At 57.5% G+C, this 26,099-nt stretch carries 21 protein-coding genes and 2 pseudogenes; 17 read left to right on the top strand and 6 right to left on the bottom strand.

The genetic code is table 11. From position 1 onward, the window contains the following. From WNZ15_RS08975 to WNZ15_RS08910, 14 genes and pseudogenes are all read left to right on the top strand, one after another. Positions 1 to 1,195, top strand: a pseudogene (locus WNZ15_RS08975) (hypothetical protein); the annotation flags it as partial. 160 nt (positions 1,196 to 1,355) lie between these two features. Beyond that, complete coding sequence (locus tag WNZ15_RS08970; RefSeq protein ID WP_342892602.1) at positions 1,356 to 1,871, top strand: hypothetical protein; 516 nt, start codon at positions 1,356 to 1,358, stop codon at positions 1,869 to 1,871. 113 nt (positions 1,872 to 1,984) lie between these two features. Next, positions 1,985 to 2,227, top strand: a complete 243-nt coding sequence (locus WNZ15_RS08965) for a hypothetical protein (RefSeq protein WP_148630295.1) — start codon at positions 1,985 to 1,987, stop codon at positions 2,225 to 2,227. Positions 2,228 to 3,521: 1,294 nt separating this feature from the next. Further along, positions 3,522 to 5,501 (top strand): AAA family ATPase, encoded by a 1,980-nt coding sequence (locus tag WNZ15_RS08960; RefSeq protein ID WP_342892601.1) that lies wholly within the window; start codon positions 3,522 to 3,524, stop codon positions 5,499 to 5,501. A gap of 590 nt (positions 5,502 to 6,091) precedes the next feature. Next, a complete protein-coding gene (locus tag WNZ15_RS08955; RefSeq protein ID WP_342892600.1) occupies positions 6,092 to 6,766 on the top strand; it encodes a hypothetical protein in 675 nt (224 codons plus the stop codon). A gap of 18 nt (positions 6,767 to 6,784) precedes the next feature. Further along, on the top strand, positions 6,785 to 7,414 hold the full coding sequence (locus WNZ15_RS08950; RefSeq protein WP_342892599.1) for a hypothetical protein: 630 nt from the start codon (positions 6,785 to 6,787) through the stop codon (positions 7,412 to 7,414). 391 nt (positions 7,415 to 7,805) lie between these two features. After that, the gene (locus tag WNZ15_RS08945; protein ID WP_342892598.1) at positions 7,806 to 10,004 is read left to right on the top strand and encodes a Mu transposase C-terminal domain-containing protein; all 2,199 of its coding nucleotides are present in this window, start codon (positions 7,806 to 7,808) and stop codon (positions 10,002 to 10,004) included. Between the two features lies 1 nt (position 10,005). Next, positions 10,006 to 11,100 carry an ATP-binding protein gene (locus tag WNZ15_RS08940; RefSeq protein ID WP_342892597.1) on the top strand — a complete coding sequence of 365 codons (1,095 nt, stop codon included), beginning with the start codon at positions 10,006 to 10,008 and terminating at the stop codon, positions 11,098 to 11,100. A gap of 2 nt (positions 11,101 to 11,102) precedes the next feature. Then, positions 11,103 to 12,983: a TniQ family protein gene (locus WNZ15_RS08935; RefSeq protein WP_342892596.1), complete on the top strand. Its 1,881-nt coding sequence runs from the start codon at positions 11,103 to 11,105 to the stop codon at positions 12,981 to 12,983. A 906-nt stretch (positions 12,984 to 13,889) separates the two neighbouring features. After that, complete coding sequence (locus WNZ15_RS08930; RefSeq protein WP_342892595.1) at positions 13,890 to 15,020, top strand: DUF262 domain-containing protein; 1,131 nt, start codon at positions 13,890 to 13,892, stop codon at positions 15,018 to 15,020. Next, entirely contained in the window at positions 15,017 to 15,733 is a 717-nt protein-coding gene (locus WNZ15_RS08925; RefSeq protein ID WP_342892594.1) for an MAE_28990/MAE_18760 family HEPN-like nuclease, read from the top strand. The genes WNZ15_RS08930 and WNZ15_RS08925 overlap by 4 nt, the downstream gene beginning before the upstream one ends. Continuing rightward, positions 15,730 to 16,785 (top strand): DNA cytosine methyltransferase, encoded by a 1,056-nt coding sequence (locus WNZ15_RS08920; protein WP_342892593.1) that lies wholly within the window; start codon positions 15,730 to 15,732, stop codon positions 16,783 to 16,785. Before WNZ15_RS08925 ends, WNZ15_RS08920 begins: the two co-directional genes overlap by 4 nt. Continuing rightward, positions 16,778 to 16,993, top strand: coding sequence for a hypothetical protein (locus WNZ15_RS08915; RefSeq protein ID WP_342892592.1), 216 nt, complete (start codon positions 16,778 to 16,780; stop codon positions 16,991 to 16,993). The genes WNZ15_RS08920 and WNZ15_RS08915 overlap by 8 nt, the downstream gene beginning before the upstream one ends. Positions 16,994 to 17,024: 31 nt before the next feature. Further along, positions 17,025 to 17,488: pseudogene (locus WNZ15_RS08910) on the top strand (helix-turn-helix domain-containing protein); the annotation flags it as partial. A 44-nt stretch (positions 17,489 to 17,532) separates the two neighbouring features. Here WNZ15_RS08910 and WNZ15_RS08905 read toward each other — a convergent pair. Together WNZ15_RS08905 and WNZ15_RS08900 are read right to left on the bottom strand one after the other, a co-directional pair. Further along, complete coding sequence (locus WNZ15_RS08905) at positions 17,533 to 17,904, bottom strand: MerR family transcriptional regulator (protein WP_342892591.1); 372 nt, start codon at positions 17,902 to 17,904, stop codon at positions 17,533 to 17,535. Between the two features lie 109 nt (positions 17,905 to 18,013). Then, positions 18,014 to 18,778 carry an SDR family oxidoreductase gene (locus tag WNZ15_RS08900; protein WP_342892590.1) on the bottom strand — a complete coding sequence of 255 codons (765 nt, stop codon included), beginning with the start codon at positions 18,776 to 18,778 and terminating at the stop codon, positions 18,014 to 18,016. A gap of 246 nt (positions 18,779 to 19,024) precedes the next feature. Here WNZ15_RS08900 and WNZ15_RS08895 point away from each other — a divergent pair, with 246 nt between their 5' ends. Beyond that, a complete protein-coding gene (locus WNZ15_RS08895; protein WP_342892589.1) occupies positions 19,025 to 20,314 on the top strand; it encodes a sorbosone dehydrogenase family protein in 1,290 nt (429 codons plus the stop codon). A 95-nt stretch (positions 20,315 to 20,409) separates the two neighbouring features. Here WNZ15_RS08895 and WNZ15_RS08890 read toward each other — a convergent pair whose 3' ends face one another. The 3 genes from WNZ15_RS08890 to WNZ15_RS08880 are packed head-to-tail and all read right to left on the bottom strand — an operon-like array spanning position 20,410 to position 22,146. After that, the gene (locus WNZ15_RS08890) at positions 20,410 to 20,670 is read right to left on the bottom strand and encodes a PepSY domain-containing protein (RefSeq protein ID WP_342892588.1); all 261 of its coding nucleotides are present in this window, start codon (positions 20,668 to 20,670) and stop codon (positions 20,410 to 20,412) included. A gap of 30 nt (positions 20,671 to 20,700) precedes the next feature. Beyond that, entirely contained in the window at positions 20,701 to 21,144 is a 444-nt protein-coding gene (locus WNZ15_RS08885; protein ID WP_342892587.1) for a hypothetical protein, read from the bottom strand. A gap of 24 nt (positions 21,145 to 21,168) precedes the next feature. After that, positions 21,169 to 22,146, bottom strand: coding sequence for a YVTN family beta-propeller repeat protein (locus WNZ15_RS08880; protein ID WP_342892586.1), 978 nt, complete (start codon positions 22,144 to 22,146; stop codon positions 21,169 to 21,171). A 412-nt stretch (positions 22,147 to 22,558) separates the two neighbouring features. Between WNZ15_RS08880 and WNZ15_RS08875 the strand changes: the two genes are divergently transcribed. Continuing rightward, complete coding sequence (locus WNZ15_RS08875; protein ID WP_342892585.1) at positions 22,559 to 23,941, top strand: ATP-binding protein; 1,383 nt, start codon at positions 22,559 to 22,561, stop codon at positions 23,939 to 23,941. Further along, entirely contained in the window at positions 23,938 to 24,564 is a 627-nt protein-coding gene (locus WNZ15_RS08870; RefSeq protein WP_342892584.1) for a response regulator transcription factor, read from the top strand. The genes WNZ15_RS08875 and WNZ15_RS08870 overlap by 4 nt, the downstream gene beginning before the upstream one ends. Before the next feature lie 361 nt (positions 24,565 to 24,925). Here WNZ15_RS08870 and WNZ15_RS08865 read toward each other — a convergent pair whose 3' ends face one another. Further along, on the bottom strand, positions 24,926 to 26,092 hold the full coding sequence (locus tag WNZ15_RS08865; protein WP_342892583.1) for an aminotransferase class V-fold PLP-dependent enzyme: 1,167 nt from the start codon (positions 26,090 to 26,092) through the stop codon (positions 24,926 to 24,928). Positions 26,093 to 26,099 lie beyond the last annotated feature (7 nt).

Below are 26,099 nucleotides of genomic sequence, written 5' to 3'. Positions count from 1 at the left end.
CGACGTCGCCGACGGCCTTCTTGTCTTCAGCCTCAGCGCCGGAGAGATGATCTGGCATTCGGTGGCGATGGATCCCAGGGTTCTTCAGGCCGCTGACTTCTCCCGCAAGGCGGATCTCGCCGATCCTCTCGATTTCGCGGCGAGCGTCCATGAATTCACCAGCGTCGGCGCCGGGATCTCGTTGCGCGGATACACCGCCGAGCGTCTCGTATTCGACCGTCTTATTGCGGACGGACACGCAGTCTCCTTCCCGGAGGCCAGCAACCAGCAAGGCTTCGATCTGCTGGTCGACGGGTCCGAGGTGCAGGTGAAGTGCGGGAAAAGCCTTTCGATCCTCTCCGAGCACTTCGAGAAGAACCCCGACATTCCCGTGATCGCCAATGCTGCGCTTGTGGAGGCGGCACGGGGGCATGGAGAGCCATGGGCTCCCTTGGTCACAACCCTCCCCGGTTTCGACCTCCCCACCGTCGAGGAGATGCTCTCTACAACGCTTGGACATGCAGCCGATCTGGCGGATCCGGATATACTGGAGTTCGCTCTGTCCATCGGTTTGCTGCGCGGCGGCCTTGAAGTCGCCCGGGGGCGCATTCCAATGGGAGATCTCCCCGCGTGGATGATGATCGACGGGGCCTCTCGCGGCCTGTTGGGAGCGGTTGGAACCAAGGCCGGGGCGTGGGTTGGGCTTGTCACCATCGGGTCGGCCGGAGCCATTGTTCTGGCACCCGTGATCGGCAGCGCGGCCCTCATGGCCAATAGCTCGGTCAAGAATGCCGTCCAGTCCCGCCTCATGCGCGAATGGATCGCTCGAATGTCTGCCGCTGCGAAAGATCTCCATGACGACCTGATCGAAGCCTGTGACCGCCGCATTGCATGCCTGCAAACCCGCAATCTCGATCTCGAAGCAAACCTGGGCGGATCCGATCTTGAACGATGGATGGCGATCCGCGCTTCGGACGATCTCGTCGCCGCGATGGAAGACCGTCTTCTGCTCGAGACCGAAGCACCGAAGACGGAAGCCAGATGCGCGGAACTCCTCATTCTGGCTGCGGACATCGCTCCAGCGGATGCCTCAGCTCTCGCGAGCTCGCATCGGCTTCAGACCGTGCTTCTCGAAAAGCCCGGGCTGAACGAAGTCTTGATGAGGAACGGCGGCAGGAGCGTGAAGCGATTCACTCTGAAATCCTTCCGACGCTAGTTCACTCAGAAATTTGCGACGGCAATGATCCGCAGTGTTTGGTCGGTGACTGGACATAAACCGCAGTAAGAGCCGAGCAGGTCCATCTGCAATCCGGCGCCTTGACGTCTAGGAGGAATGGCGGTTTCTTTTTTTTAGATTGGACTTCGCAGACACACCTATGACAGCCCACCAACACGCTATCGAACAGCTAAAAAACTACATCGACGCCCTTTCCGCTGACGAACAGGTATTCGGACCAAGCCAAGCTTTGCAGCAATTCGGCTCTGAATTCCACCCCAGCCAGGATGCATCATCTCGGCTACCTCGTAGGGACGCCAAGGCATGTTATACCAACGCCACTGCCTATGCTCTCACACATAGGGATCTATTCTATTCGGAGGGATATGCACTCGACCCGGCGCTCCCAGTACCGATTCAGCACGCCTGGCTCGTAGATGAAAACGGCGCAGTGATTGACCCGACTTGGAAGGATGCAGAGCAACACGTCTATTTCGGCGTCGCGTTCAGAGCGGACTTCCTGACCGAAATGATGAAACACAGCGAAGGCAAGTGCGGACTACTCGTGAACTGGAGGCTTATGCGAACGCATTTTGCCACGCCAGAGCTTCTGAGTACCGGTTTGCTGTCGAAGTCTGAATTGCCTATCGCTCGTTCTCCATGCCCCGTGAGTTGAGATCCATGATCTCCTCCAGTTGGGTGTAGAACCGCCGTTCCCCGTTGAAGACCGCCAGACAAGAAACTACGATCGTTGGGATCCGCGCAACTTCACCAGGGAGTTTGTGTCATATGACCAATGAGCCGAACCCGACGACGCCCGAAGTCACTCCCTCCCCTGCGCGCTCCGCGCTGCGGACCAATTCCGCCGCAGAGAGCGACAACGAGACGATGCGGTGGCTGGATAAGTTCACCGAGGAAATGACGCAACCTGGAGAGAACGAGGTGGCATTCTTTGCCCGACGTCGCGAACTCAAACTCGGCGTCGGCCTCGACGACGACGGCACTCCGGTTCAAACGGATAACGCCGGATGATTTTGCGCGAAAACTCGGCCGGGGGATGAGAACACGTCGGAGACCTTCGGCTGGAAGGCACCCCAAATCATATCCCTAAGAAGCGTTTCCAAACGACCAAACGCCAAACGGACGTCTGAAAAACGATATTTTTGCCCCGTCTGAAAAATAAATTTTCAAAGAGGTGACCCACCATTTTGGTCGCCAGAAACAGCATAATCGCACCCGTGATCTGCGAACAGGCCATCACCCTCATGAGACGCCCAAAACGCTTCGGAAACCGAATTCGCAGGATTGAATCCCTCCGTTGGAAGGACTCAGTTTTCCTTTCCGCGAACACATCGACGGAAATGGCAACACTCTGCTCTGAGGGCATTTCAGTTTCTGGAGCGTGCACTCGATCGACCGCAATGTTCGAGGCTATGCCGCACGAATTTTTCATTCATCTTTTGTTAAAGAATACGCATCCACAACAAAAACACGATCAACGCAGACATCAGGAAAAATAACGATCCGCTACATCGAGACAGAATAAATTCGAAGTCACCGCAAATACAAATGAAGGGCGTTTACCGGATAGGCCATCACGTGGACGTTTGTTCCACATAAACGCTGCCAATCGAAATATTGAGTTTTATACTTGATATTTTGATCCTTCAAACCTGCAAGCCCCCAAAGCTTTCAATCCAACAGCATCGCCCCATACAGACTCGCGGACCTTCATCTGCGGGAACCCTTCCTCACGTTCAGAATAACGAGCCAAATCTTGCATTCTTTACCGCCTCCGGGACTGATCGTCCCACACTTGGAACCATCTGCAATTTTCAAAATCGCGCGCGATATAATCGCCCTCGAAAAGGGCGCGCACCTGTCAGATCCTGAGGCCACATCTGGCCCTCCCCTTCGAGACTGGAGCAAGACACTCGTGGTCTTCCCGGGCATCATAGCGAGGTCAGAAGCCGGGCCATTCTTGGAGCCCTTGTTTTGGGTATCACAGGATCTTCGCTGGGCGGTAACAACCAAGGGACTGTCCAGGCTCGGAGAACATGTCGACGACGTCGTCCGTTTCCATCATCGGCAGCCCGACGGAGTGAACGGATAAAAGCCCCTCGAAATCAAAGCTGTATCCGCCCCGAAGCACCAAGTCATTGATCAGCTGGTATAGTTCTCAGCATAGCTCCCCGAACTCGGAAAGACTGGAACCGGCCGCCAGTGTTCATGGCGCTGCTGGCTTCTTTCAAGTCTCCCAAAACCCGACGCCGACGTTCCGAAATCCTTCGGAGCGAACGCGACAGCCTTGCCTGAAAGCACTCGAATGAAACGCCCAAATTTAATTGCCGGGACCGGACGCGACGTGGGCCTACTAATGGCCCGCATGGCAGTTCGCCGCGCGCTCCGGCGACGTCCAGATCTCCAACATCGTTCAGCTTACATCCTCGGCGTCGAACTGCCCAACGACAACGACACGACACTCTATGAAAGGGCCCTTGAGATTGAACTTCAGAGCCTCGACCCTGAAGGTCCCGGCAGAGGCACTGCTCCAGAATTTCAATACTTTTTCGATCAAAGGGGAAAATCCAGGTACAGGCGCAAGGAGAAGTTAGAGGGGTCTCTACTTCTGGAGAGAGTGACCGAAAATGAGCGGCTGGTTGTTGTCGGGACCCCGCAATATCCGATTACGGGCTCCTTCCGGAATATCGTAGAAGCGACCGTCGAGGTCGGTCCGACAAGGCGTCATATCCAAGCCGCCCTCCTAATTTCTCGCGGATTTCAATTGAGCGATCCTATCGCAAACGATCTCATCGCCCACAACATCTCCAGTCTGTCGATCGCCTTTCGCGGAAACCGGCCACTCAAGGCAGCCCTCGGTATCCTTGATGCGATGGCGGACGCGGAAACATCAAACAGCTCCAACGGACGCGACGACGACGAAGTTTTGTCGCTCGAAGACATGTCCGGATATGGTGAGGCGAAAATGTGGGGCCTCGAACTCTCTCGGGATGTCAAGGATTGGAAGTCTGGTGCGCTTTCATGGCGCGACGTCGATCGTGGCGTTCTTCTATTTGGCATCTCAGGCACCGGGAAGACGGTGTTCGCAAAGGCCCTTGCTAAATCCTGTGGCGCAAAGTTCATCGAATGCTCCCTGTCGAAGTCCCAGGCACTCGGACATCTCGGCGACATGCTGAAAGGCCTCAACTCGGCCTTCAACGAAGCCAGGCGAAACGCGCCGGCAATATTGTTCGTCGATGAATTCGACGCCGTCGGCAACCGAGAGACGCTTTCGCGTCATGCGCCAGAATATGCGACCCAATTGATCACCGGCTTGTTAGAGCTGATGGATGGATCCGAGAAGCGCGACGGTGTCGTCGTCGTTGCCGCCTGCAACCGTCTGGAGACAATCGACCGCGCCTTCTTCAGGCCCGGTCGCCTAGAACGCGTTATCGAAATCCTTCCGCCGGAACACGAAGCGAGGAAGGCAATCTTCAGTCAGCACCTGAAGTCTGAACTTCCAGAACCGGACCTCAGCGAAATTGGACGCCTGACCGAGGGATGGACAGGGGCGGAGTTGAAGCGGCTTGCAAGAGACTGCCGGAGAACGGCGAGACGGTCAGGCAGGGCATTGGACGTCCAACAGGTACTCAACACTCTCAACAGTGAAATGACGAAAGTTCCTCCTGTACTTCTGGAGAGGTTTGCGTTTCACGAAGCCGGACACGTTGTGGCGGCGTATGTGATCCAGGGCATCATCGCGACGGAGGTCACCGTTCGAGACTATGTCCGGCCGGCGAATGGCATCCTGATTGAAAGAGGGGGACAAACCGTCCTCCCCTCCTCCAACTCGGGTTTCAAGGTTCGCAGCGACTATCTCAACCGGATCGCCGTGTTCTTAGCCGGACACGCCGCGGAAGATCTTTTCTTCGATGAGCCGTCTGACGGTTCAGGGCTGGTGACCGGTTCGGATCTTGAGCGGGCAACGATGCTTGCAGCCCGGCTTGTGGCCTGTTCTGGCCTGTCTGGCGAATTGGTTTTCAGGGCCGACGTCACCGAGTCCGACCTTCAAAGAATGGTCCGGACCGATGAGAAATTCTCCAGAGAATGCGATCTGGTCTTGAAAACTCAGATGCACCGCGTACGGGAAATCCTGAAACCGAAGAAGCCAACTCTACTATCGATCGCAAAAGATCTACAAAAATCAGCGAAGCTCGATCGACGCCAACTTGCAGAGCATTTGGCTAAAAACTCAGAGATTCCGCCATCCGTAGATTCAACAATCATAAAATTGGCGAGAACCTAAATGCAGCATATTATCGTTAACCCCGGTTCGCTCTCCGGCTGGGCTCCCCAAATGCGAAAAACCCTGGTAGTAGGTTTGCCTCCGAAATGCCGGTCGCAAATAGGTTGCGATGCGTGTTTCGACTTCGGCTTCACCCACCAGCTCAGTCTGGCAGGATAAAGGAGGTAGCCGACCATGACTTTCATGCAGAACAATTCGGCTCTCCGCGAAGCCGCACAAGATCTCCCGATACACAACGCTTGAGTTGGGTAACCGACTGCTTGCGCGATGTCTGAGGTATGACATCCGTTGCAGTGGATTACCTAGCGCTGTCTCTTCGTGACCTCCTCGGTCGTGTCGAACAGCATCCGTTGCTGATGTCGGGAAACGAATTCCCTTCTTTGTCGTTTTAACCGGCACAGCAGCTCTCCCCTCAAGTGATTGAATTTCGAACCCGCCGCCGCGCGGGAACAGGAGAACTTTGCCATGTGGAATGCATTGAACCGTATCCGCTCGTTTGCCCGTCCGGGCAACATCGATGCCGGTGGTTTCGCCTGCCGAATATCTGCCGTGAACAGTCACGTCAGAACCAAGCAGAAAAGGAAACCACCATGTCCAACGACAACCCCAATTACTTTGTCCCCGCCGGCGCCTCCCATGCCTCGCGGAAAGTCAGTCTGAAATCCTCGGTTTCGAACCGCGGTTTTCTCCTGAACACTACCTGCGATCGCTGGGCCGGTTCCGAAAGCACCTTGGAGACCGACTTCCTCTCAGTCGCGCTTGCACACCCAAAGGCTGTGCTGATTCAGGAACAGCCAAAGCCGGTGATCTTTTTCGACGAAGAAGGCAATCGCCGAACTCACACCTTCGACTTCCACGTCCAGTTCCGTGGTGGTCGGACGATCGCTTACGACATCAAACCCGAGAAACGCCTCGTCCGTAGTGGAATTGAGGCTGATCACCGCCTCATCCGGCAGCAGCACCCGACCTATGCGGACAAGATCGTTGTGCGCACCGATCGCCAGATTTCTCGCGTTCAGGTTCGGAACTCAACGCTGATCCGCAGGGCGCGGCAACTTCGCGATGAAGAAGCCATCGAGAAGCTTCGGCAGCACCTCGCCTCCATGCACGGTTTTTTCCCCTTCGCTTCTCTGGTCGCTCTCTTCGACCTCGAAGCGGACGGTTTCAACGCGGTCCTCAACCTCATCGACATGCAGGAACTGAAGCCGGTCACCCGTCGCCGTCCCCTCGAAGAGACCGAACTCGAAATCTGCAAAGCAGCCTAACAAGAAAGGAATTTGAACATGACCGAGAACAGCACCGAACTTCAGAACGAGCCCACCCCGTCTCCGGAATACCCGATCTGTGTCAAAGCGGATTCGAAAATCGACATCTGCGGCGTTGAGTACACAGCAGTCACATGGGACAGACACGGCTGCGTGCTTGCCCGCGTTGACAACCCGCTTGATGTCGAGAGGCGATTGAATTCGGAACTCCAGGCATTTGTCGCCTGGAGGATCCTCTTCGAGGCACGCGGCACGGATGTACCGGAAGCCTACGATGACGACGTCGATTGCAGCGACCTGCTGTACATGTCGCATCAAGCTGTCGAGATGGTCCAAATTCGTCAATTCATCTGCGGACGCCTCCGGAAGATGGGTATTGACGCTCACTCGACGTATAGTGACGCGGCGTTGAAGGACGCAATCGCGGCGCTTTGCTCCGAGTGGGTTGAGAACTACGCAGAGAATTCTCCCGGCTCCAAGTTCGGCTTTCCCAATAGCGTCGCGAGATTTGGACACCCCAAACCGTGCACTGTGCGCGGTTGGCTTCTGCGCTATGAGCCGGCCGACCTGGACGGTATGGCGCACATTATCGTGCATTGTTTCTCAAACATCGCGAAAACCGCTGCCGCTTTTCGATCAGTTTCCTGATCTCGCAGACCTCCCAAACCGACAACACGACCAGCCCGGTCACGGCCCTCGAATTAGAGGAGGGCCGTGACCGGAGTGCCCCGCAGACGAAGCTCCTGGTTTTCAAAACTGTCCTGAACCTCAGAGACAAGCAGAAGCCAAAGCCGGTCACCCGAGGCCCCTTCAACGACAACACCCAGCTCGAAATTTTCAGGGCAGCCGATCGACGTCTTCAAGTGCCCGAAACCTAAAACCCTTCGGTCCTGGCTCCGCACGTACGAAGCCGGTGACTTCAAGGCCAAGGCGCTCTGCCCGCCACAACACAAGTGCATCATCTGGAGCCAGTGACGCGTCTCCGTAAAGAGCTCCCTCACCTCACAATCTGCAACACAACCTAAAAATGGAAAGGAACTTGAACTTGTCCGAACTTAACAACAACCAATACGCCCCCTCGTTTTCCGGCGCTGCCAGCCGAATTCGCTTCGCTCCCCATACGAAAATTACGATCAAGGGAGTTTCCTACACCGAGGTCGCCTCGGACAACGAAGCATGCGTGATGCGCCGTGTCGATAATCCAGAGGTCCACGAAAGGTTCACTTTTGTCGAACTCGTCGACCTCGTCGCACAGGGCCTCCTGACCGAAGAACCTGGCGCTTTTTCGCTGCCCGCAGTGCGTTCCAAGGTGGGACCAAACATCAAACTTTCGGATTTGAAGCCTGAAGTCGCTGAAATGGTTAGGTTCCGGCAGTTCATTTGCGACGAATTTCTGAAGATGGAAGCCGAAGGGCACACCTCGCGGAGTAACGCTGCCATGGAGCCAACACTCGAGACCCTTTTTGGGCGGTGGGTCACCCTGCTTGTCCAGCGTCTCCCAGGGACACGTTTCAGTAGCCAGCAGACGGAGGGAACATTCAAAATCCCTAGTCCAAGCGCCGTCCGTAATTGGCTCCAGAAATATGAGGCTGCCGATTTCAACGTCATGGCGCTTTGTCCGCTAAAACACAAGTGCGGCAACCGGACGGACCGCCTTCATCCGGAAGTCAGGGATCTACTTCGCTGTAGCGCCCTGGAATACGCCAGCCTCCTGAAGCCGACCGTAAAACGGGTCTACGAAAAATTCGAAGAGCACTTCGACGAACTAAACGAAACCCGCGCTCAAAATGGACTTCCCACTCTGCTCAAGCCGAGCATCGCGGCCATGCGTGCGGAAATTCGCAAGCTCGCTCCCTATCATGTCGATGCCGGCCGAAAGGGCACTTCGTACGCTCAGAAGAAGTACGCGTACATTCAGGGAAAACATAACCCAGAGTGGCCTTTGCAGGTCGTCGAAATGGACGAATGGCTGGTCTCGCTCCATACCCTTTTTACGCGGACTGGCCTTTGGGAAGAACTCGGAATTTCGACGCAGGAAGCCCTCGAGAAAGATTACGGTCGCATGCAGCTCTCGGCCGCAATTGATGTCCGAACCAAGTGCATCCTCGCAATGCAGCTGGCCCCCACGGCGACAACTGACCTCGCCATTGCAACCTTGAGAATGGCGATGTCCGACAAGAGTGACTTCGCCAAGTCAGCCGGCTGCGAAACACCGTGGGACATGGCAGGGCGCATCCAGATGGTTCGAGTGGACAATGGTCCGGCTTATGTCGCCGGAGCATTCAGCACCGCCGCGATCGATGCCGGGATCGCCGTCGATTACGCCGTCGCCGGAGCCCCGTATCTGCGCGGGACTATCGAACGCGTGTTCAGCACATTTCACACCGGACTGATCTCGCTTTTCGACGGTCGCACTTTCACCAACGTCGTCGACAAGGGCGACTACGAAGCGGGGGCACGCGCATCGCTTTCAGTCGAAGAACTTGGCCAGGCACTCGTCCGGTGGGTGGTCGATGTTTACCACAACACGCCCCATGAAGGCCTTGGGGGGCAGACGCCACGGAATTGTTGGCTTGCCCTTCGCAAGAAGGTCGGCGTCCCACTTTCTCCGAACCAAGACGCAATGCGCGCTTGCTTCGGTCTTACCGTGGAACGTCGCCTCCGCAGTGAAGGCATCCAGCTTTACTGCAACAAGTATCAGTCCCATGAGCTTCAAGCGATCCGTCGGCAGTACCGAACCGGACAGCTTAAAGTACGTTTCGATCCTGACGATCTCGGGCACATCTCAGTCGATACACCTAAAGGCTGGCTCAAGGTTCCATGTACCACGCTCGAAATGCATGGAGTTCCGCTGGAAACGCATGTCGCAAACCGGCAGCGCATGTTGGCGAAGTATGGCGAAGAGGCTGCTCAGTCTGCGGCAATCGTCAAAAAGGCGCTCGCAGGACTTCGTCGTCTCGCAGATGAAACGCGAGCCAGGCGGGGCATCGCATCACCTGTTTTCACCCTGGATAACCTCGCCAAGCTTGACGCTTATTTCTCCGACGACCGCCAGAGGCTCGATGAAGACTTCGATGGCGACATTCTGGGCTTCGATGAGATCGAAGACGTCGATGAAGCCGAAACCACAGACATCGAGCCTGACAGCCCGGCTTCACACGTCGCGGAGTCCGCGCCTTTCCTGGGGAATGACGATGACGATGACGACGATGACTTTGACTACATTCTGGAGGACTGAGATGAATACTGAAATCACCCACGAAGAAACCCCGGCAGCAGAGGCTCCGGTACATCAGAAGAGCGCGCGCCACCGCCGAAAGCGCAATTCAGAAGTCGCTGTCCTTCAAGCGCAGCTGAAGCACACATATTATCCGCACGTTCGCGACCAAACGCTTCTCGATCATCTTAACAAGCTGCTGGATGATTTCGAAGACTATGAAGACATCGCAGAAAAGCTGGGATTGAGCCGCGTCGGGAGGCTGAACGAAGGGCGAGCGGTTGTTGTGGTCGGCGAATCCGGAACCGGAAAAACCCGTTCTCTGGAACGTGCATTTGCCGATCTGGGGATGACAGACCGCAATGATAAGACCTTTGTTTTATCAGTCTGGGCGCCCTCCCCCTGCAACCTCAAACAGCTGGGTGTCGAGATTCTGGAGACGATGGGGTACAAGCTTCAACGCGATCTTCGAGAAAATGTCGTCTGGCGATTGGTGCGGGAACAGCTCGCCCTGCGCAAAATCCGTTTCCTGCACATCGATGAATTGCAGCATCTGACTCAATTGAATAACCCCGCTGAAGCGCTCAAGGTCAGCGACACACTGAAAGGGTTGATGCAGAATGCGGATTGGCCGGTGTGGCTGATCCTGTCTGGCATGCCCAAGCTGGCTCACTTCATCGAGAGCGATTTCCAACTTCGCCGCCGTAGTACATTCGTTCGCCTTGATCTGCTGACTGCCTGCAAGGCGGATCTGAAGGAAATTCGAAACGTTCTGCACAATTGTAGCCGTAAGGCAAAGCTGTCTCTTGACGATCTTCCCCTTCGGGAAATCGCGAGCCGTCTCCTGCATGGCACTGAGGGACGTCTTGGATATCTAATTGAAGTCGTCCAGGAAGCACTCTCCCTGACCCTGCAAGAAGGGAGGAAAAACCCGCTCCTAGGTGACTTCGAGCGAGCCTATGAGGTCAAGACCGGTTGCCACCCGAAACAAAACGTCTTTGCTGACAGCATCGAATGGCAGGCCGTTGACGTCCGCAACACCCTCTTCCCCGAGAACAAAATCGATGAAGAGCCGAAGCCGAAAAAGCGGCGTCGCAAGGTCGCACGTGGAGCTTGATCATGAAACTCGATCCCTTCTACGTGCCCACATGTCATGCGGACGAAACCATCACCAGTTTCGTTTCTCGTATCGCCACCATGGCGTCTCGCGACGCCCGTTCCTTTTGCCTCGACATGAGGCTGAAATTCCAGGATCTCTGCGATGGAGATCCTACGGGACTTTCCAAGTTTACAGAACTCGTCGGCTTCGAAGATGGGTTTCCAGGAACAACCTTCGAACGCACCGCTAATTGTAGGTTCGAGCTTAACGGGGAGCCGCTGCCGAGAGCATCGCTACGTCGCGCCACAGTTCGAGTCTGCCCTCACTGCATTCAGGAAGACCTTGAGCGAAACGTCGACCATGAAAAGGTGAGGCCCTACGGACGCTGGTCGTGGAACATCGCCTCCATTCGCACCTGTTCGAAACACAACACACCATTGGTCGTTGCTGCGACCGATGACCATCCGCAAAAGGTGCATGATTTCTCGCTGCTCCTCAGACCTTTCGTGGATGACGTCGATTGGCACGTTGCTTCTGCGCAGCACCGAAAACCATCCGACCTCGAGGTCTATGTGGAAAGCCGGATCTCCGGAAACCGACCCGACAATTGGCTGTCGGCCCTTCCCGCTTATGCAGCAGCCCGAGCCTGCGAAATCATCGGTGCGACAAATCTTTTTGGTGCGAATGTCACTGCGGAAAACTTGTCTGAAGACCAGTGGTACGATGCAGGTCAGGTAGGCTTTGAGATCTGCATTCACGGCTCCGATGGAATCTGTGCGTACCTAGATCACATGCAACAGACTTTCACAGACACACGTCGGGCCTGGGGTCCAAGGCAGATCTACGGACGCCTTTACGAGTGGCTTGCCCACGAGACAACTGACGCCGCCTACGATATTTTAAGGACTATCATCACCGAACACGCGTTCAACACGCTGCCAATGGGGCCAGATGATGAGATCTTTGGCCAACATCCGGAGGAGCGCACCCTCCATTCCGTTCACTCTGCTCACATTGAAACCGGAGCTCACCCAAAACGACTGAAGAAGGTGCTCCATGCAGTCGGCCTGATTGATGAAGATCAGCTTGGTCGGTCAGACGAGCGTATCCTATTCCGCGCCAACGACGCCAAATTTATTCTCGATCGGATCGAAGAAAGCATGTCCCTGAACCACGTCAGGACATACATCAATGTGCCTCGCCCCTTTGAGCGAACTCTCTTCGAGGCGAACATTCTGAAGCCCTGGCTCTATGGCGGCACCGAAACCTTCAGTCACCATGCCTTTGCGAAACGCGATTTGGATGCTTTCCTCGAGGCGCTGACTGCCAAGGCGCTGCCGGCGACGGGGGAAGAGCCGAATTTAACGCCAATCTTGCACGCAGCGAAGGTTGCGAACTGCACCACGCTCAAGGTCGTTCAGCTGATCCTGGATGGACGCCTGTTCACCGTCCGAACTTCTCCGAAAGAGACCGGTTTTCTTTCCGTCCTCGTCGATCTGGAGGAGGTGAAGTCGCATGTTCGACGGGAAGATCACGGCGGCTATTCCCTGCGCGAGGTCGAACAAAAACTCAAAACGTCAACGCGCGTGGTCAAGGGACTAATTGAATTCGGCTATCTCCAGGCTGAGACCGCGATCAACCCGGTCAACCGTTGTCCGCAAACGGTCGTCAAGCGACAAGAATTCGATACGTTCTCAGAGCGCTACGAAACGGCAAGCTCTCTTTCGCGTCGGCTTGGCTTGCATCTTCGAACCGCAATTAAGCACCTGAAGGACTCCGACGTTGAACCCGCGTTCCCAGTTGAACAGGTTCATGCAACATTTTACGATCGAGCAATCGCGTCAGAGAAAACTCGGGAGTTCGCGAAAGATGACCAACGAGACGACCCCCAGCAGGCCTAGCGAGACCTGCACTCCTTCGGTGCCAGGCAAGCGGAGCAAGTCCGACGTTGAGGCTGACGACGCAACGGTTGCCTGGTTGGACGATTTTACGAAGCGGATGGCACATCCAGACGCAGCGGAAGAAGAGTCCTTTGCTCAACGCCGGCAACTCAGCCTTGGTGCGGGCATAGGCGAAAACGGTAAACCGGCTTAAGCGGTCAAAGCTTATCGAGAACCTTGCCACTGCTGCCCATCCTTCTATCCTGAAACGAACCGACTTTTACTTCGACGGACGCCTCCCTCTTCGGGAGGCTTTTTTGTATCCAACCTCCAGACGAGCAGCATTTTGGTTCCATTTGAGCGCCACTTTAGCTCCGATTGAGCAGCCTTTTGATTTCATTTGATTACGGCTTTGCACCAATTCTTGAACGACCTGAGCAGAAAGAGAAAATAAAATCTTTTATTTTCAGATACTTAACTTCTTCACTGAGCAATACTATGCATTCACGTACAGCAACCTGGCAAGTGACGCAAAAGATGGACTCTTGAGACCATAGCGTTGCTCTCGGGTACTGAACATTAGGAACCCGCCTCATCGGAAACGATCGGGCGGGTTTTCTATGTCAGGGAGTGATGATGTCAATTCCAGAACGGAGGCGAGCATTTGATGCGGAGCAAAGAAACAAGCACTCTACCCAATTGGCAGTTATCCGCTACCTGCGGTGAATTTCGATCAAAGTTCCTAAGATGATCATCTGATGAAAAAATGTAGCTTTAGGTATAAACTGTGGGCGTTGGTGTCAGGGCACGTGCAGACAAAGCTGTGGCCTTATGCCTCTGAAACATCGAACTATTTAACGTCTATGCAGTTCGGCTAAATAGAATGGCATGATTCGTCTTTATGGAGGCGGAACTTCTGGAAAGAAAATGGTAAGAAAAACAAGACGCAAAAAGATCGACCCTCTTCATGTTGATGAAGCAGAGAAGCAGATTCGGGAGTATTCACGCACGGTGAAATTCACGGTGACTGAATACTCCTTCGAATTCATTGTACAAAAATTGAATACCGACCGTTATTACGTGCCTGGATATCAACGCGAGTTCGTCTGGACATCTGTCAAGCAATCCAAATTCATCGAATCTGTGTTTATGGGATTACCCATTCCGTTTGTCTTCTTCTGGCAGGATGAAGCCGGTCGGATGGAGATCGTCGATGGCTCCCAACGGATCAGGACGATCCGAGACTTCATGGCTGATAAAATAGCCTTGCGCGAGCTGGAGACTATCCCAGCGGCAAATGGCCTTCGTTACACTGATTTCCCAACTTCTCGGCAGTTGATGTTCGCGGAAAAATCCCTCCGCGTTATCATTCTCGATAACTCCACCGATGCAATCACCCGTACAGAAATGTTTGCCCGTATCAACACTGGTGGAACCACGGCCAATGACGCTGAGGTGCGGCGTGGCAGCCTCCCCGGGCCATTCACCGACATGATCATCTCACTTGCCGAAACGCCGCAGTTTCAAGCTCTCACGCCAATCAGCCAACCCCTTGTTGACAAGCGAGAACGCGAAGAACTAGTTACACGCTTCTTCGCGTATCTGCAGAGTTTTGATCCGGCATTGATAAGTGCAGACGGCGGACATGGAGATATACTTAACTACAAGGAAGAGCCTAGGAGATTCTATTTCTCGTTCGTAAAAGAAACCAATGAGCGCATTGCGGCTGAGATAGAACAACATGGAACTTCAGTTACCGCCGATGCGATGCGCGATGAGTTCCTGAAAATGCTTCAATTCGTAGAATTGGTATCCCCAAATGGATTCACGAAATCCCAAACTGGAAATCAAGTGCCGCGAGTTCGGTTCGAGTCCATAGCCGTCGGCTCGGCGTTAGCACTACGCGTAGATCCCGGTCTATTACAGAGAGCCCCGAATATCACTCCGTTGCTGGATTCTGCCCCCTTCAAAGTTGCAACCAAATCAGATGCTGCGAATGTGAAAAGCAAGCTTCTAGGCCGGATAAGGCTGGTTAGGGACTGGTTGGCGGACAAATGATTGACGTCTTGAGCTATTTGGCGGAAAGAGAAGATGAATTCGCGCGACACTTATCAATCGCAAGAATGCTTGAAGCACGCGTGGATGAAATAGTGAGAGAGGGTGACATTCACGTCGAAATCCGTCACGTCAACACGCTTAAGTCCGGCCTTCTAATCCATCTCTACAACATTGTTGAGGCCATCACGACAAGAACCCTGACTTCAGTTGGCGAAACCGTTGTGACGGAAAAACCTAAAAGTTGGACAGAATCGGTCTTGAAAGAATGGGTTCGCGCAGAAGTGTGGAGTGGCGAGGAACGAATTGGCGATGGCGCATTGAGGCGCTTAACAGAAGTCAGTGGTACTTTAGCATCAGGCAACAGTCCGACGACATTCAGGGTGAAGGGTGAACCGGGTAGTTGGGATGACAAGGCAATCAGGAAAGTTGCGGAACGCCTTGGATGTAATTTACAGCTATCAGTTGACGTCAAACGTGCCGCCTACGAAACCGCATACAGGGATGAAACCACCGCATTGGAATATCTCGCACGCAGAAGAAATGCCATTGCGCACGGCGCTAGTACGTTCGAGGAAGGCGCTTATGACCTCACATTAGATGATCTTAACGGTCTTGCCAAACGAGTTTTGCCGTACCTGCGGGCCGTATCTGAATCGTATCAGACCTTCTTGGAAAACAAGAGCTATCTTACAGCAGAGGGGATGGACGCATGAGTCGCGAAAATCAAATCGCTGCAGTGGATTTGTTCTGCGGTGTGGGTGGCTTGACTCATGGCCTGACACGAGCGGGGATACATGTTCGCCTTGGCGTCGATCTTGATCCCGCATGTCGTTTCCCGATGGAAGCTAACAATGCCGCCAAATTCATGGAAGCAGATGTTGCGGAACTCATACCCTCGGACATCCTATCGGCTTTCAATGGGTCGGAAGTAACTCTTCTAGCTGGCTGCGCGCCCTGTCAGCCTTTTTCGTCGTATTCGCAGTCAGCAAGACGCGATGGACCACATGAGGATTGGGAGTTACTTTCCTCTTTTTTGAAAATCGTTTTGGCAGTTCAGCCTAATCTTGTGACAATGGAGAACGTCCCTCCCCTACGTAAGCAGAAGATTTTCAAAGATTTCGTCGCTGCGCTAATGGACGCTGGGTATTTCGTAGACTTTGCGGTCATAGATGGCCGTGACATTGGCCTTCCGCAAAGGCGGCAGCGCCTCGTGCTAGTGGCATCAAAGCTAGGACCGATCACTATACCAGAAGCCGCCAAACCCACCGTAACAGTAAGGGATGCAATTTCCAGGCTCCCCCCTATCGAAGCGGGAACCGCGGACCCAAATGACCCGCTTCACGCTTCCGCATCACTTAGTCAACTAAATTTGGCACGTATTCGCCATTCGAAACCAGGTGGTACTTGGCGGGATTGGCCTGAGGATCTCGTCGCGGCTTGCCACACTCGGCAAACTGGCTCTACATATCCTTCCGTTTACGGAAGAATGGAGTGGGACCAATCTGCCCCAACAATGACGACACAGTGCTATGGATTTGGAAATGGTAGATTTGGGCATCCTGAGCAGGACCGCGCAATCAGTCTTCGTGAAGCTGCTATGCTTCAAAGCTTCCCTAAAGATTATGCTTTTACTCCAGAGGAATCGACTATTAATTTCAATACACTAGGACGTATGATCGGAAACGCCGTACCCGTGCTGTTGGGAGAGTTTATTGGTGAAGTTTTAGTCGATCACGTGAAGGTGCGCGGCAAAAAACGTGATTGACGCACGCATCCCTGTCGCTTCCTCGCGCTCGTTGCTAATGGCGCGGATCGGAGCAAAGAATAGCAGGCCTGAAATTATCGTCAGGCAGATACTGCATGGGATGGGGTATCGCTTTCGCTTGCACGCCAAAGAATTCCCGGGACGGCCCGATATGTGTGATGTCCGCAGACATGATTGCACCCTGGCGGTTGCTGATTTAGCGCTATGATTTGGCCTATCCAACAACTGTGGAGGTCACGATGACACCGGCAGCGCGATTGATATGGGTGCGGACTTACGAGCGAACGGGCGATGCAGGGCTGACCTGTCGACGTTGCGGAGTCTCCCGACTGACCTTGCGCAAATGGTGGCGCCGATATCAGGCGGAAGGGCTGAATGGTCTGACTGACAGAAGCCGGCGCCCCTTGCGCTCCAACGGCAAGAGGGTGCATGACGCCGAGGAGCAGCGCATCCTCACGCTGCGACGCAGCCGCAGGCTCGGGATAAAGCGCCTGCGCAAAGAGCTTCACCGCCTGCACAGTCTTAAGTTCAGCGTCGACACCATCACAAGGTGCTCGTTCGGCACGGCCTGAACCGGCTGAAAAGGCCACGGATGATCCGCAAGGGCACGAAGCGCTACAGCCGACCGATTCCGAAGGATCGGGTCCAGATGGATGTCTGCAAGACCGCGCCAGGGCTTTATCAATACACGGTGATGTGCTCCCCAATCTGTTCCACACATACCGAAGGCAGGGAAACAGGAATTCATCACCCTGAAGAGGTCCGTTGCGAAAGCGCGTGTCTGAGCGTGGCAAGACGGCTGAGAACCGCTTCGCGGCGGTCCTCGAGATCGGCCCGCAGCCGGTCGATGTGGCCGAGTTTTTCCATCAGTTTTTCGATGCCGCCTTCGCAGGGCCCGGCGCCCTCGTCCGTCAGGCAGGCCGTCATGGTCCGGATTTCCCGGGTGGAAAAGCCGGTTGCGATGAAATCGTGAATGCGGCCGGCGCGGCGCAGATCCGCTTCGGTGTAGAGGCGATAGCCGTTTTCGGACCGGCGCACATCCATCAGGCCGACTTTTTCGTAGTGGCGCAGCATGCGCTGCGTAATCCCGAGCCTCTCCGCCGCTTCCCTGGCCTGCATCGCGGTCCCTTCCCTTCTGTCACGGTTCCAGCAACATATGTGTTGGCGGTCTGACGCGAGATCAAGACACACCGGGCGGCTGCCGCACAGCCGCCCGGCCCCTGGAGCATCAGGCGCGCAGCGCCCAGCCGCCGTCGACCGTCAACACCTGGCCTGTCAGCCAGGCGTTGCCGGAACTGCCCAGCCGCAGGATCCAGGGCACGATATCAGCGGCAAGACCGCGCCGCCCCAGCGGCACCTGGGCTTCCTCCTGCGCCTCGATGTCCCGCGCCATCTCCGCCGGCAGACCCATCATGCCGGTCAGCGCGCCGCTCTTGACCGGGCCGGGAGAAACCGCGTTCACCCTTATGCCGTCACCGGCCAGTTCAATGGCCCAGGAGCGGGTCAGATGTTCCAGAGCGGCCTTTGTCGCCCCGTAGTGAGCCATCGGCGGCGCGGCAGTGCGCGACACCGCCGTGCCGATGTTGACGACCGCTCCTTTCGTCTCCCGCAGGGCCGGCAGGCCTTGCTTCATCAGCAGGGAGGGCGCGGTGATGTTCACTGCGCACATGCCGGCAATCACCGCCACGTCATAGGCCTCGACCGGCAACGGCCGGCCGGCGCCGGCATTGTTGACGATCAGGTCCAGCCGCCCCCACCGGCTCAGGGCCGCGTCGACGATGCGCGCGGCGCTGTCCGGATCGGCGCTGTCGGCTTCAAGGATCGCCAAGGCACCATGGCGTGCCCCCACATCGGCGAGCCGTGCCGCGTCGCGCCCGGTGACAAGTACCCTGGCGCCCTGTTCCGCCAGCGCCAGCGCGGTCGCCTCGCCAATGCCGGAACTGCCCCCGGTCACAATTGCGACCTTGTCCTGCCAACTGCTTTCTTGTGTCATTTGATGCCTTTCCAGGTTCTGAACGCCGTACACACTGGTGCGCAAACTGGCGCGCAAACCGGGTCTAGCCCCCTGACATTAGTGTCAGGGTCAAGGGCAAAGCAGCCCTGTGCCCTGCGCCGGAAGAACGACCGCAAGGCCCCGTGCGCCGACATCCGCTCTGGCGGGCTCACACCAGGGCAAATGCCCCTGTCATGGCCCCCCGACCTCCGTTAGGTTGTCCCCGAACCAGCTTGGAGACCGGACATGGAACTTATCGCGAAGGCAACGGAACTGGTGGGCGGCGCCGTGGCGCTGCTGCGGCGGGTCGGGGCACCGTCCCATCAGGCCATGGGGACGGCACCGGACATTCCGGAGGCGAGGAAACAGGGGATCATGACCCTGAAGATGCCGGTGGCCAAAGGCTGGGAGGACGGACATCTGCCCACCTGCGCGCCAGGGCTGAAGGTCAACGCCTTCGCCTCCGGCCTCGAACATCCCCGCTGGATCGAGGTTCTGCCGAACGGCGATGTTCTGGTGGCCGAATCCAAGGAACAGGCCGGTCCGCCCAAGACCCTGATGGACCGCGCCGCCCAGGCCACCATGCGCCGGGCCAGGGCCATCGGCGAAAGCGCCAACCGGGTGACCCTGTGGCGGGACGCCGACGGCGACGGCGTCGCCGAGCAACGGGAGATTTTCGTCGAAAATCAGAACCAGCCCTTCGGCATGGCCCTGGTCGGAACGAAATTCTATCTTGGCAACACGGACGGCATCGTGGTCTTCGACTATGTCCCCGGTGCCACATCGCTGGCGGGTCCCGGCAGGAAGCTCGTGGAATTCAAGCCGCACGGCCACTGGACGCGCAGTCTCATCGTCTCGCCGGACGGGACAAAGATCCATGCCGGGGTCGGATCACTCACCAACATCGCCGATGACGGCATGGAGGTGGAAGAAGGCCGGGCGGCGATCTGGGAGCTGGACATAGCGACCGAAAAGGCACGTGTCTTCGCATCAGGCCTGCGCAATGCCGTCGGCATGGCCTTCGAGCCGGTCACCGGGGCACTGTGGACGGCGGTCAACGAACGCGACGGTCTCGGCGACGAAACGCCCCCCGATTACCTGACCTCCGTCAAGGACGGCGGCTTCTACGGCTGGCCCTATTGCTACTGGGGCGACACGGTGGACGACCGCGTGCCGCAGGACGCAGACATGGTCGCCAGGGCGATCAGGCCGGATTATGCCCTGGGCGGGCACACGGCCTCTCTCGGCCTGTGCTGGATGCCCGCAGGCACCCTGCCCGGCTTCGGCGACGGCATGGTGATCGGGCAGCACGGCTCCTGGAACCGCTCGAAGCTGAGCGGCTACAAGCTGATCTTCGTGCCATTCGAAAACGGCAAGCCGAACGGCCCGCCCCGCGATATCCTCAGCGGGTTCCTGTCCGAGGACGAAAAGACCGCCTACGGACGCCCGGTCGGCGTGACCATCGGAGCTGACAGGAAGTCGCTGCTGATGGCCGATGACGTCGGCGACATCATCTGGCGCGTCACGGCGGCCTAGCTGCCTGCACCGTGTCCGCGATAAAGGCTCCGGGCGCCTGACCGCGCCCGAAGCCTTCATGGAGCCCTTCATGGTGCCTTCGTATTGCTGACGTCCTATTCGGCCCGGCGTCCGGTTTCATTCAGGTCGCCATCGAGCTCGATGTCGAACTGTTTGCCTCCCTTGCAGATGACGTTGTCAAGCTCGAAGCCGTCCTCGGTGACCTCGATATCGTCCGGCGCCATCTGGCATTCCATAGCGGTCAGCTTGGCCATGATCGCGGCTTCCGTTTCCACACTGACCTCCTCTTCACCAGCGGCAAAAACGCTCGTGGAAAAGGCAATTATCGCCGTCACAGCCATGATCGAAGTCTTCATTTGATGTCCCCTGTACCCGGATGTTGACAGTCACTGGATGTTGAAAGTTACTTTTTGAGATCCGCCCGTGGAGCCGGGAATTCTGAGCGTGTGGCTTCCGGGCTTGATGGCGACAAAGGAGAGTTCGGCGGTTCCCGCCGCGTCGAATTCAAGACTGTCGATGGCCATCGGCCGGACTTCGATCTGGTTGATGACGATCTCGTTCATCCAGATCGCCCGAAAGAAATCGGGGCCTGAAACCGCAAGCTCGGCCGATCCGTCGGCGGTGATGAAAATCTTGTAGTAGGCACCGGATTGAAGCGTGTAGACGCCCTCCTTGGAGAGCGGCTGGCCGGAGGCCAGGGTCAGTTCGATCGGCTCGCCCCGGTTGCAGGAGGCCAGCAGCCCCGCGAAGCCGAGATCGTCGCACAGCGGCGCGGCCAGCGCGGGATGCGCCAGCAGCGTCATCAGCGAGGCAAGAAATATGCGTTTCATCGAAGAGTTTCTCCCTGTTGTCGGTCAGTTCGGCTGCACAACGACACCCCAGGGCTGCTGCCCCACCTGAATGGACTTGATGGCTTCCTGCGCCTCGACATCGATCACGGTGATATCGTTCGAATTGCCGTTTGTCGTGAGCAGGTATTTCTCGTCAGGGGTGAAGGCGAGTTGCCATACGCGCTGGCCCACGAGAATGTATTTCTTCACCTCGTAGGTCTGCGCATCCACCACCGCGACACGGTTTGCCGGACCGAGCGCGACGAACAGCCATTTGCCGTCCCCCGTGACCCTGGCCCCGACCGGCTGCAGCCATTCCGGCAGGACACCGGGCACCGAAAAGCCGATCTTGTGAACCAGGGTCGGCGTGCCGTCCGCGGCAATGTCCATCACGCTGACCGTGCCGCCGATCTCCGATGTCACGAAGAGTTTCGTGCCGTCGCTGGAATATTGCGCATAGCGCGGCCGCTGGTCGACCAGCACGTTGTGCCTGATCTTGTAGTCCCCGGTGGAGATGAAGTGCGCCATGTTCGTCGTTTCCGACGTGTTCACAACCCATTTCGCATCCGGGCTGATCGCCATGCCCTCCGGCTCGACACCGACCGGCACCTCGGCGAGCACCGTATGGCTCTGCGTGTCCGTCACCGTGACGATATTGTCGTCCTCATTGGCGATATAGAGCGGATTGCCCTCAGGATGGATCACGAACAACTCAGGGTCCGGGCCGGAGGGCAGCGTGTAGACCTCCTGGTAGGTTTCGGTGTCGAAAACGCGAACCGTGTCGTCGTCGGAGGCGCACACATAAAGCAGCGCCCCATCCGGGCTGATGGTGATGCCGCGCGGCCGGTTGCCGGCGGGAAACTCCTCAAGCACTTCCCACGTGTCGCTGTCGACGACCGTGACGGTGTTGCCTCTTTCGTTGCTCACGAACACCTTGTTGGCAAAGGCCGGGGACGCCGCCGTAACGGCAAGGCAAAGCATGGTCAGGAAACGCGCGGTCATCGGGCACACCTTGTTCAAACTCCCTCAATCAGGTTCGCGGGACCCGCCGTGCTGGCGGATCTGTGTCGGGGCCGGCAGGCCGCCGGCAACCAAACGGCCGTCCCCGGAGAAGTCCAGCCGGGAAAAGAGAAGGAGCCAGGGCAGGCGATCCGCAGGACAGCGGTCCGGATATCCAGCGCCGCGGCGGGAGTGACGCCGCAATCGTGAGGAGGCACGATGGCACCGACCGTTTTCCCGGCTCCTTCCTGCTTTTCCACTTCGAACGCTAGCAGCGCGTCCCGCGCCGTGCCTCCCAAAAGTCACCGGGAACAATCGGCAATCCCATTGCCGATTGTTCCCGGATTCCAGTTCTTTGATCGACGGATGTCATTCCTCGCGCTACGGTTTGCCGGTTGGAATTGAGGAGGATTTTGTGTTCGGTCGAATGCATCTGAACCGTCAGGCAGTGCTTTCCATCTGTCTGGTCCACCTGATTGCGGTCTCCCTGACGACCGCAATCCTGGTTGCGAACGCACGCGAAGCGGTCCGCTTGGAGATCGAAGCCAGCGCCAACAGCGCAAGGGCGCTGGTCCTGTCCAATCTGGGTTACGCACTGCGCCAGTCCTCGCCCGCCGACGTGCTGCCGCGCCTTGCGGAGATCCTGGTGGCGCCGCGGCATGTCGACATCATGCTGCTCGACGCGCGCCTGGGCGTTCTGCCCTTGCGGCAACTCTCCGAGACGGACGAACCGGGCGCTGCGCCCGACTGGTTCGTGCGCCTGGCAACACCCGGGCCCCGGGAAACACGCATTCCGATCGAGACCAACGGCAGATTGCACGGCTATGTTTCGATGACGGCGGCCCCCGGCGACGAGATCGCCGAGGTCTGGCATGACGTCGCCAGCATGATCTGGATCGTTGCGGGCACCGCGATGGTGTCCGCGCTGATCGTGACGATGTTGGTGAACCGGACCCTCCGCCCCCTCGAAACGCTGCGAACGGCGCTCGCCCAGCTTCGGCAGGGACAGCATTCGGTCCGGGTCGGACGCGGCGCAAGTGCCGATCTGGTACCGATTTTCGAGGACTTCGACGCCCTCTCGGAAGCCCTGGAGACCGCCGAGGCGGACCGTGTGAGGCTGAACCGCAGGATTGTCGAACTCGGCGATGCGGAACGCCGCACTCTCGCCATGGAACTCCATGACGAGTTCGGCCCCTGTCTGTTCGGATTGAAAGTCAAATCGTCCGCGATCGCCCGCGCCGCTGAAGCGAACAACGACCGGGACCTTGCGCAGGACGCTTCAAGCATTCAGTCGATCGTCGCACAGATCCAGGCTTCCAACAGCCGCCTCCTGACGACGCTCAGACCGATGGCGATCGGCCAGTTGCCGCTGATCGATGCTCTTCTGGATCTCTTCGCGGCGTTTCGCAAGACCCACCCCGATGTCGACTGGCGCGTGGATCTCCCGCAAGACTTGCCCGAGACACCCGAGATCGTCGATCTCACCGTCTACCGTTTTTTCCAGGAAGGCGTGACCAATGCCCTTCGCCATGGCAAACCCGCCCGCATCACCGTATCCTTGTCGCGGCAGGAAACAGAGGGCGGTGCGACGCTGCAGCTCGGCGTGGAGGACGACGGCCAGGGCATGACCGGCGCGCACAACGAAGGCAGGGGCTTGACGGCCATGCGTGACCGGATCCGCGCGGTCGGTGGCAGCTTGACCATCGACGCGACCGAAGCCGGAGGAACCAGACTGACCTCCCGCCTGCCCATGCTGGTGTCCTCGGGCCGTCCCGAGGGATTGCGGGCAGTCTCATGAAAACGGCGCTCGTCATCGACGATCATCCGGTTACCCATCTGGGCTGCGGGCAGCTTCTGCGCGAACTGGACTACACGCATGTACTCGAGGCCCTGACCGACCGGGACGCCCTGTCCCTGGCCAGGGCGCACACGCCCGACCTCATCATTCTCGATCTCGGCATGCCCGGCCTCGGCGGACTAAACCTGATAGACCCGTTGCTGCGGCAGGTGCCGCACGCGCGCATCCTCATCTTCTCGATGAACGAACAAGCCGTTTTCGTCGCCAAGGCCCTGTCCGCCGGCGCCGCCGGCTATCTGACGAAGAACTCCGGGCCGGACCAGTTTCATGCCGCGGTCCAGGCGCTGGAAGCGGGAAAAATCTATCTGGAACATGAAATGGCCATGTCGGTCGCAACGTCCAAGATCGGCGGGCATGCCGATCCGCTCTCCATGCTGACGGAGCGGGAGTATCAGGTTCTGCGCCTGCTTGGTCAGGGCGACGACCTCCAGGCAATCGCGGACGCGCTTCGTATCAGCTACAAGACGGCCGCCAACACGTCCTCCGCGATCAAGAAAAAACTCGGCGCCAGGAACACGACCGAGCTGATCCGGGTTGCGATCTCGTCTGGCGTTGTCTCTTAAAGCAACGGGCTTGCCACAATGGTCCGCACAAAAGGCTCCGGCGCCGGGTGCTCGACCCGGTGTCGAAGGCCGAAGTGTCGAAGGCTGAAGTGTTGAATGCCGAGGCGGGGTGGCCTGTGACGCCCCCTCACCGCTCTCTCCGGCGATCATCCGGAAACCGGCGAAGGCGATCGTGACGAGCGGGTTCAGCAGGTTGAAAACCGCGTAGGAGATAGAGGACACCGTCCCGACCCCCAGCGTCGCAGCCATATACGCGCCGCAACGGTTCCTGGGAACCAGCGCGCTTGTCACGGGGCGGAATCCCCGACGGCGCAGGCGGCATGACGGCCCAAGACGGCGCATCATGCCTCGCCCATGTGACCTAGGCGTTGGCGACGAGATAATCCATTGCCGCGTTCGCCCCGCCTTTCCGGTGAGGCACACCGGCTTTTTCCAGGGCCATTTCAATGCCGGAGAGAGTTCCCATCAGCATCAGGTCGTTGAAATCGCCCAGATGCCCGATCCGGAACACGCGATCGGCAACCTTCGACAGGCCATTGCCAAGCGAAATGTTGTAATTTTCCAATGCCACCGCCCTGAAGGCGTCCGCACTATGGCCTTCGGGCATGAGGACGGCCGTCAACACGCCGCTTTCCTGGCCCTGCCGGTTGCACAGAACCTCCAGCCCCCAGGCCGCGACCGCTGCACGGGTTGCATGCCCGTGGCGGGCGTGGCGGGCAAACACACTGGCCATGCCTTCTTCCCGAAGCATGTCGATGGCCACATTGAGCCCGTAGAGCAGGTTGGTCGCAGGCGTATAGGGGAAATAGCCCACTTCATTGGGGCCGATCATCTCCTGCCAGTCCCAGTAGGACCGCGGCAAAGCCGCCGCCCTGGATTGCTCCAGCGCCTTCGCACTGACGGCATTGAAGGACAGTCCCGGCGGGAGCATCAGTCCCTTTTGCGATCCGGACACACAGACATCCACACCCCACGCGTCGAACTGAAAATCCAGCGAGGCCAGGCCGGAGATCGAATCCACCAGATAAAGGGCCGGATGACCGGCGGCGTCGATAGCCCGGCGGACCTCGGCGATCGGTGAAACCGATCCCGTGGAGGTCTCGTTGTGAACGACACAAACAGCCTTGATTTCATGGTTTGTGTCCGCGCGCAGCCGGTCCTCGATCTGTTGCGGGTCGGCGCCGCCGCGCCAGTCACCCGCGATCACCTCTGTGTCCAGACCGATTTTCTGCGCCAGTTTCTGCCAGAGCATCGCAAAATGACCGGTCTCGAACATGACCACCTTGTCGCCGGGCGACAAGGTGTTGACCAGCGCCGCTTCCCAGGCGCCCGTGCCGGAAGCCGGATAGATGAACACATTGGATCGGGTCTGAAAGATTTCCTGGAGGCCCTCGAGGGCTTTCCGGCCAACCTGGGGAAAGTCCGGTCCCCTGTGGTCAATCGTCTGCATGGCGATTGCTCTCAGGATTCGTTCCGGAACAGCGCTCGGCCCCGGAATTTGAAGAAAGTGATGTCCAGTCGCACGCATGGATCGT

It is taken from the genome of Roseibium sp. AS2 (genome assembly GCF_038900065.1).
GTDB lineage: Bacteria > Pseudomonadota > Alphaproteobacteria > Rhizobiales > Stappiaceae > Roseibium.
This window is presented reverse-complemented; position numbering and strand designations above follow the sequence as displayed.

What these genes read in the sequence shown, in the direction of transcription:
- WNZ15_RS08970 (WP_342892602.1), top strand. Translation starts at nt 1,356, where the DNA reads ATGACAGCCCACCAACACGCTATCGAACAGCTAAAAAACTACATCGAC.
- WNZ15_RS08965 (WP_148630295.1), top strand. Translation starts at nt 1,985, where the DNA reads ATGACCAATGAGCCGAACCCGACGACGCCCGAAGTCACTCCCTCCCCT.
- WNZ15_RS08960 (WP_342892601.1), top strand. Translation starts at nt 3,522, where the DNA reads ATGAAACGCCCAAATTTAATTGCCGGGACCGGACGCGACGTGGGCCTA.
- WNZ15_RS08955 (WP_342892600.1), top strand. Translation starts at nt 6,092, where the DNA reads ATGTCCAACGACAACCCCAATTACTTTGTCCCCGCCGGCGCCTCCCAT.
- WNZ15_RS08950 (WP_342892599.1), top strand. Translation starts at nt 6,785, where the DNA reads ATGACCGAGAACAGCACCGAACTTCAGAACGAGCCCACCCCGTCTCCG.
- WNZ15_RS08940 (WP_342892597.1), top strand. Translation starts at nt 10,006, where the DNA reads ATGAATACTGAAATCACCCACGAAGAAACCCCGGCAGCAGAGGCTCCG.
- WNZ15_RS08935 (WP_342892596.1), top strand. Translation starts at nt 11,103, where the DNA reads ATGAAACTCGATCCCTTCTACGTGCCCACATGTCATGCGGACGAAACC.
- WNZ15_RS08930 (WP_342892595.1), top strand. Translation starts at nt 13,890, where the DNA reads ATGGTAAGAAAAACAAGACGCAAAAAGATCGACCCTCTTCATGTTGAT.
- WNZ15_RS08925 (WP_342892594.1), top strand. Translation starts at nt 15,017, where the DNA reads ATGATTGACGTCTTGAGCTATTTGGCGGAAAGAGAAGATGAATTCGCG.
- WNZ15_RS08920 (WP_342892593.1), top strand. Translation starts at nt 15,730, where the DNA reads ATGAGTCGCGAAAATCAAATCGCTGCAGTGGATTTGTTCTGCGGTGTG.
- WNZ15_RS08905 (WP_342892591.1), bottom strand. Translation starts at nt 17,904, where the DNA reads ATGCAGGCCAGGGAAGCGGCGGAGAGGCTCGGGATTACGCAGCGCATG.
- WNZ15_RS08900 (WP_342892590.1), bottom strand. Translation starts at nt 18,778, where the DNA reads ATGACACAAGAAAGCAGTTGGCAGGACAAGGTCGCAATTGTGACCGGG.
- WNZ15_RS08895 (WP_342892589.1), top strand. Translation starts at nt 19,025, where the DNA reads ATGGAACTTATCGCGAAGGCAACGGAACTGGTGGGCGGCGCCGTGGCG.
- WNZ15_RS08890 (WP_342892588.1), bottom strand. Translation starts at nt 20,670, where the DNA reads ATGAAGACTTCGATCATGGCTGTGACGGCGATAATTGCCTTTTCCACG.
- WNZ15_RS08885 (WP_342892587.1), bottom strand. Translation starts at nt 21,144, where the DNA reads ATGAAACGCATATTTCTTGCCTCGCTGATGACGCTGCTGGCGCATCCC.
- WNZ15_RS08880 (WP_342892586.1), bottom strand. Translation starts at nt 22,146, where the DNA reads ATGACCGCGCGTTTCCTGACCATGCTTTGCCTTGCCGTTACGGCGGCG.
- WNZ15_RS08870 (WP_342892584.1), top strand. Translation starts at nt 23,938, where the DNA reads ATGAAAACGGCGCTCGTCATCGACGATCATCCGGTTACCCATCTGGGC.
- WNZ15_RS08865 (WP_342892583.1), bottom strand. Translation starts at nt 26,092, where the DNA reads ATGCGTGCGACTGGACATCACTTTCTTCAAATTCCGGGGCCGAGCGCT.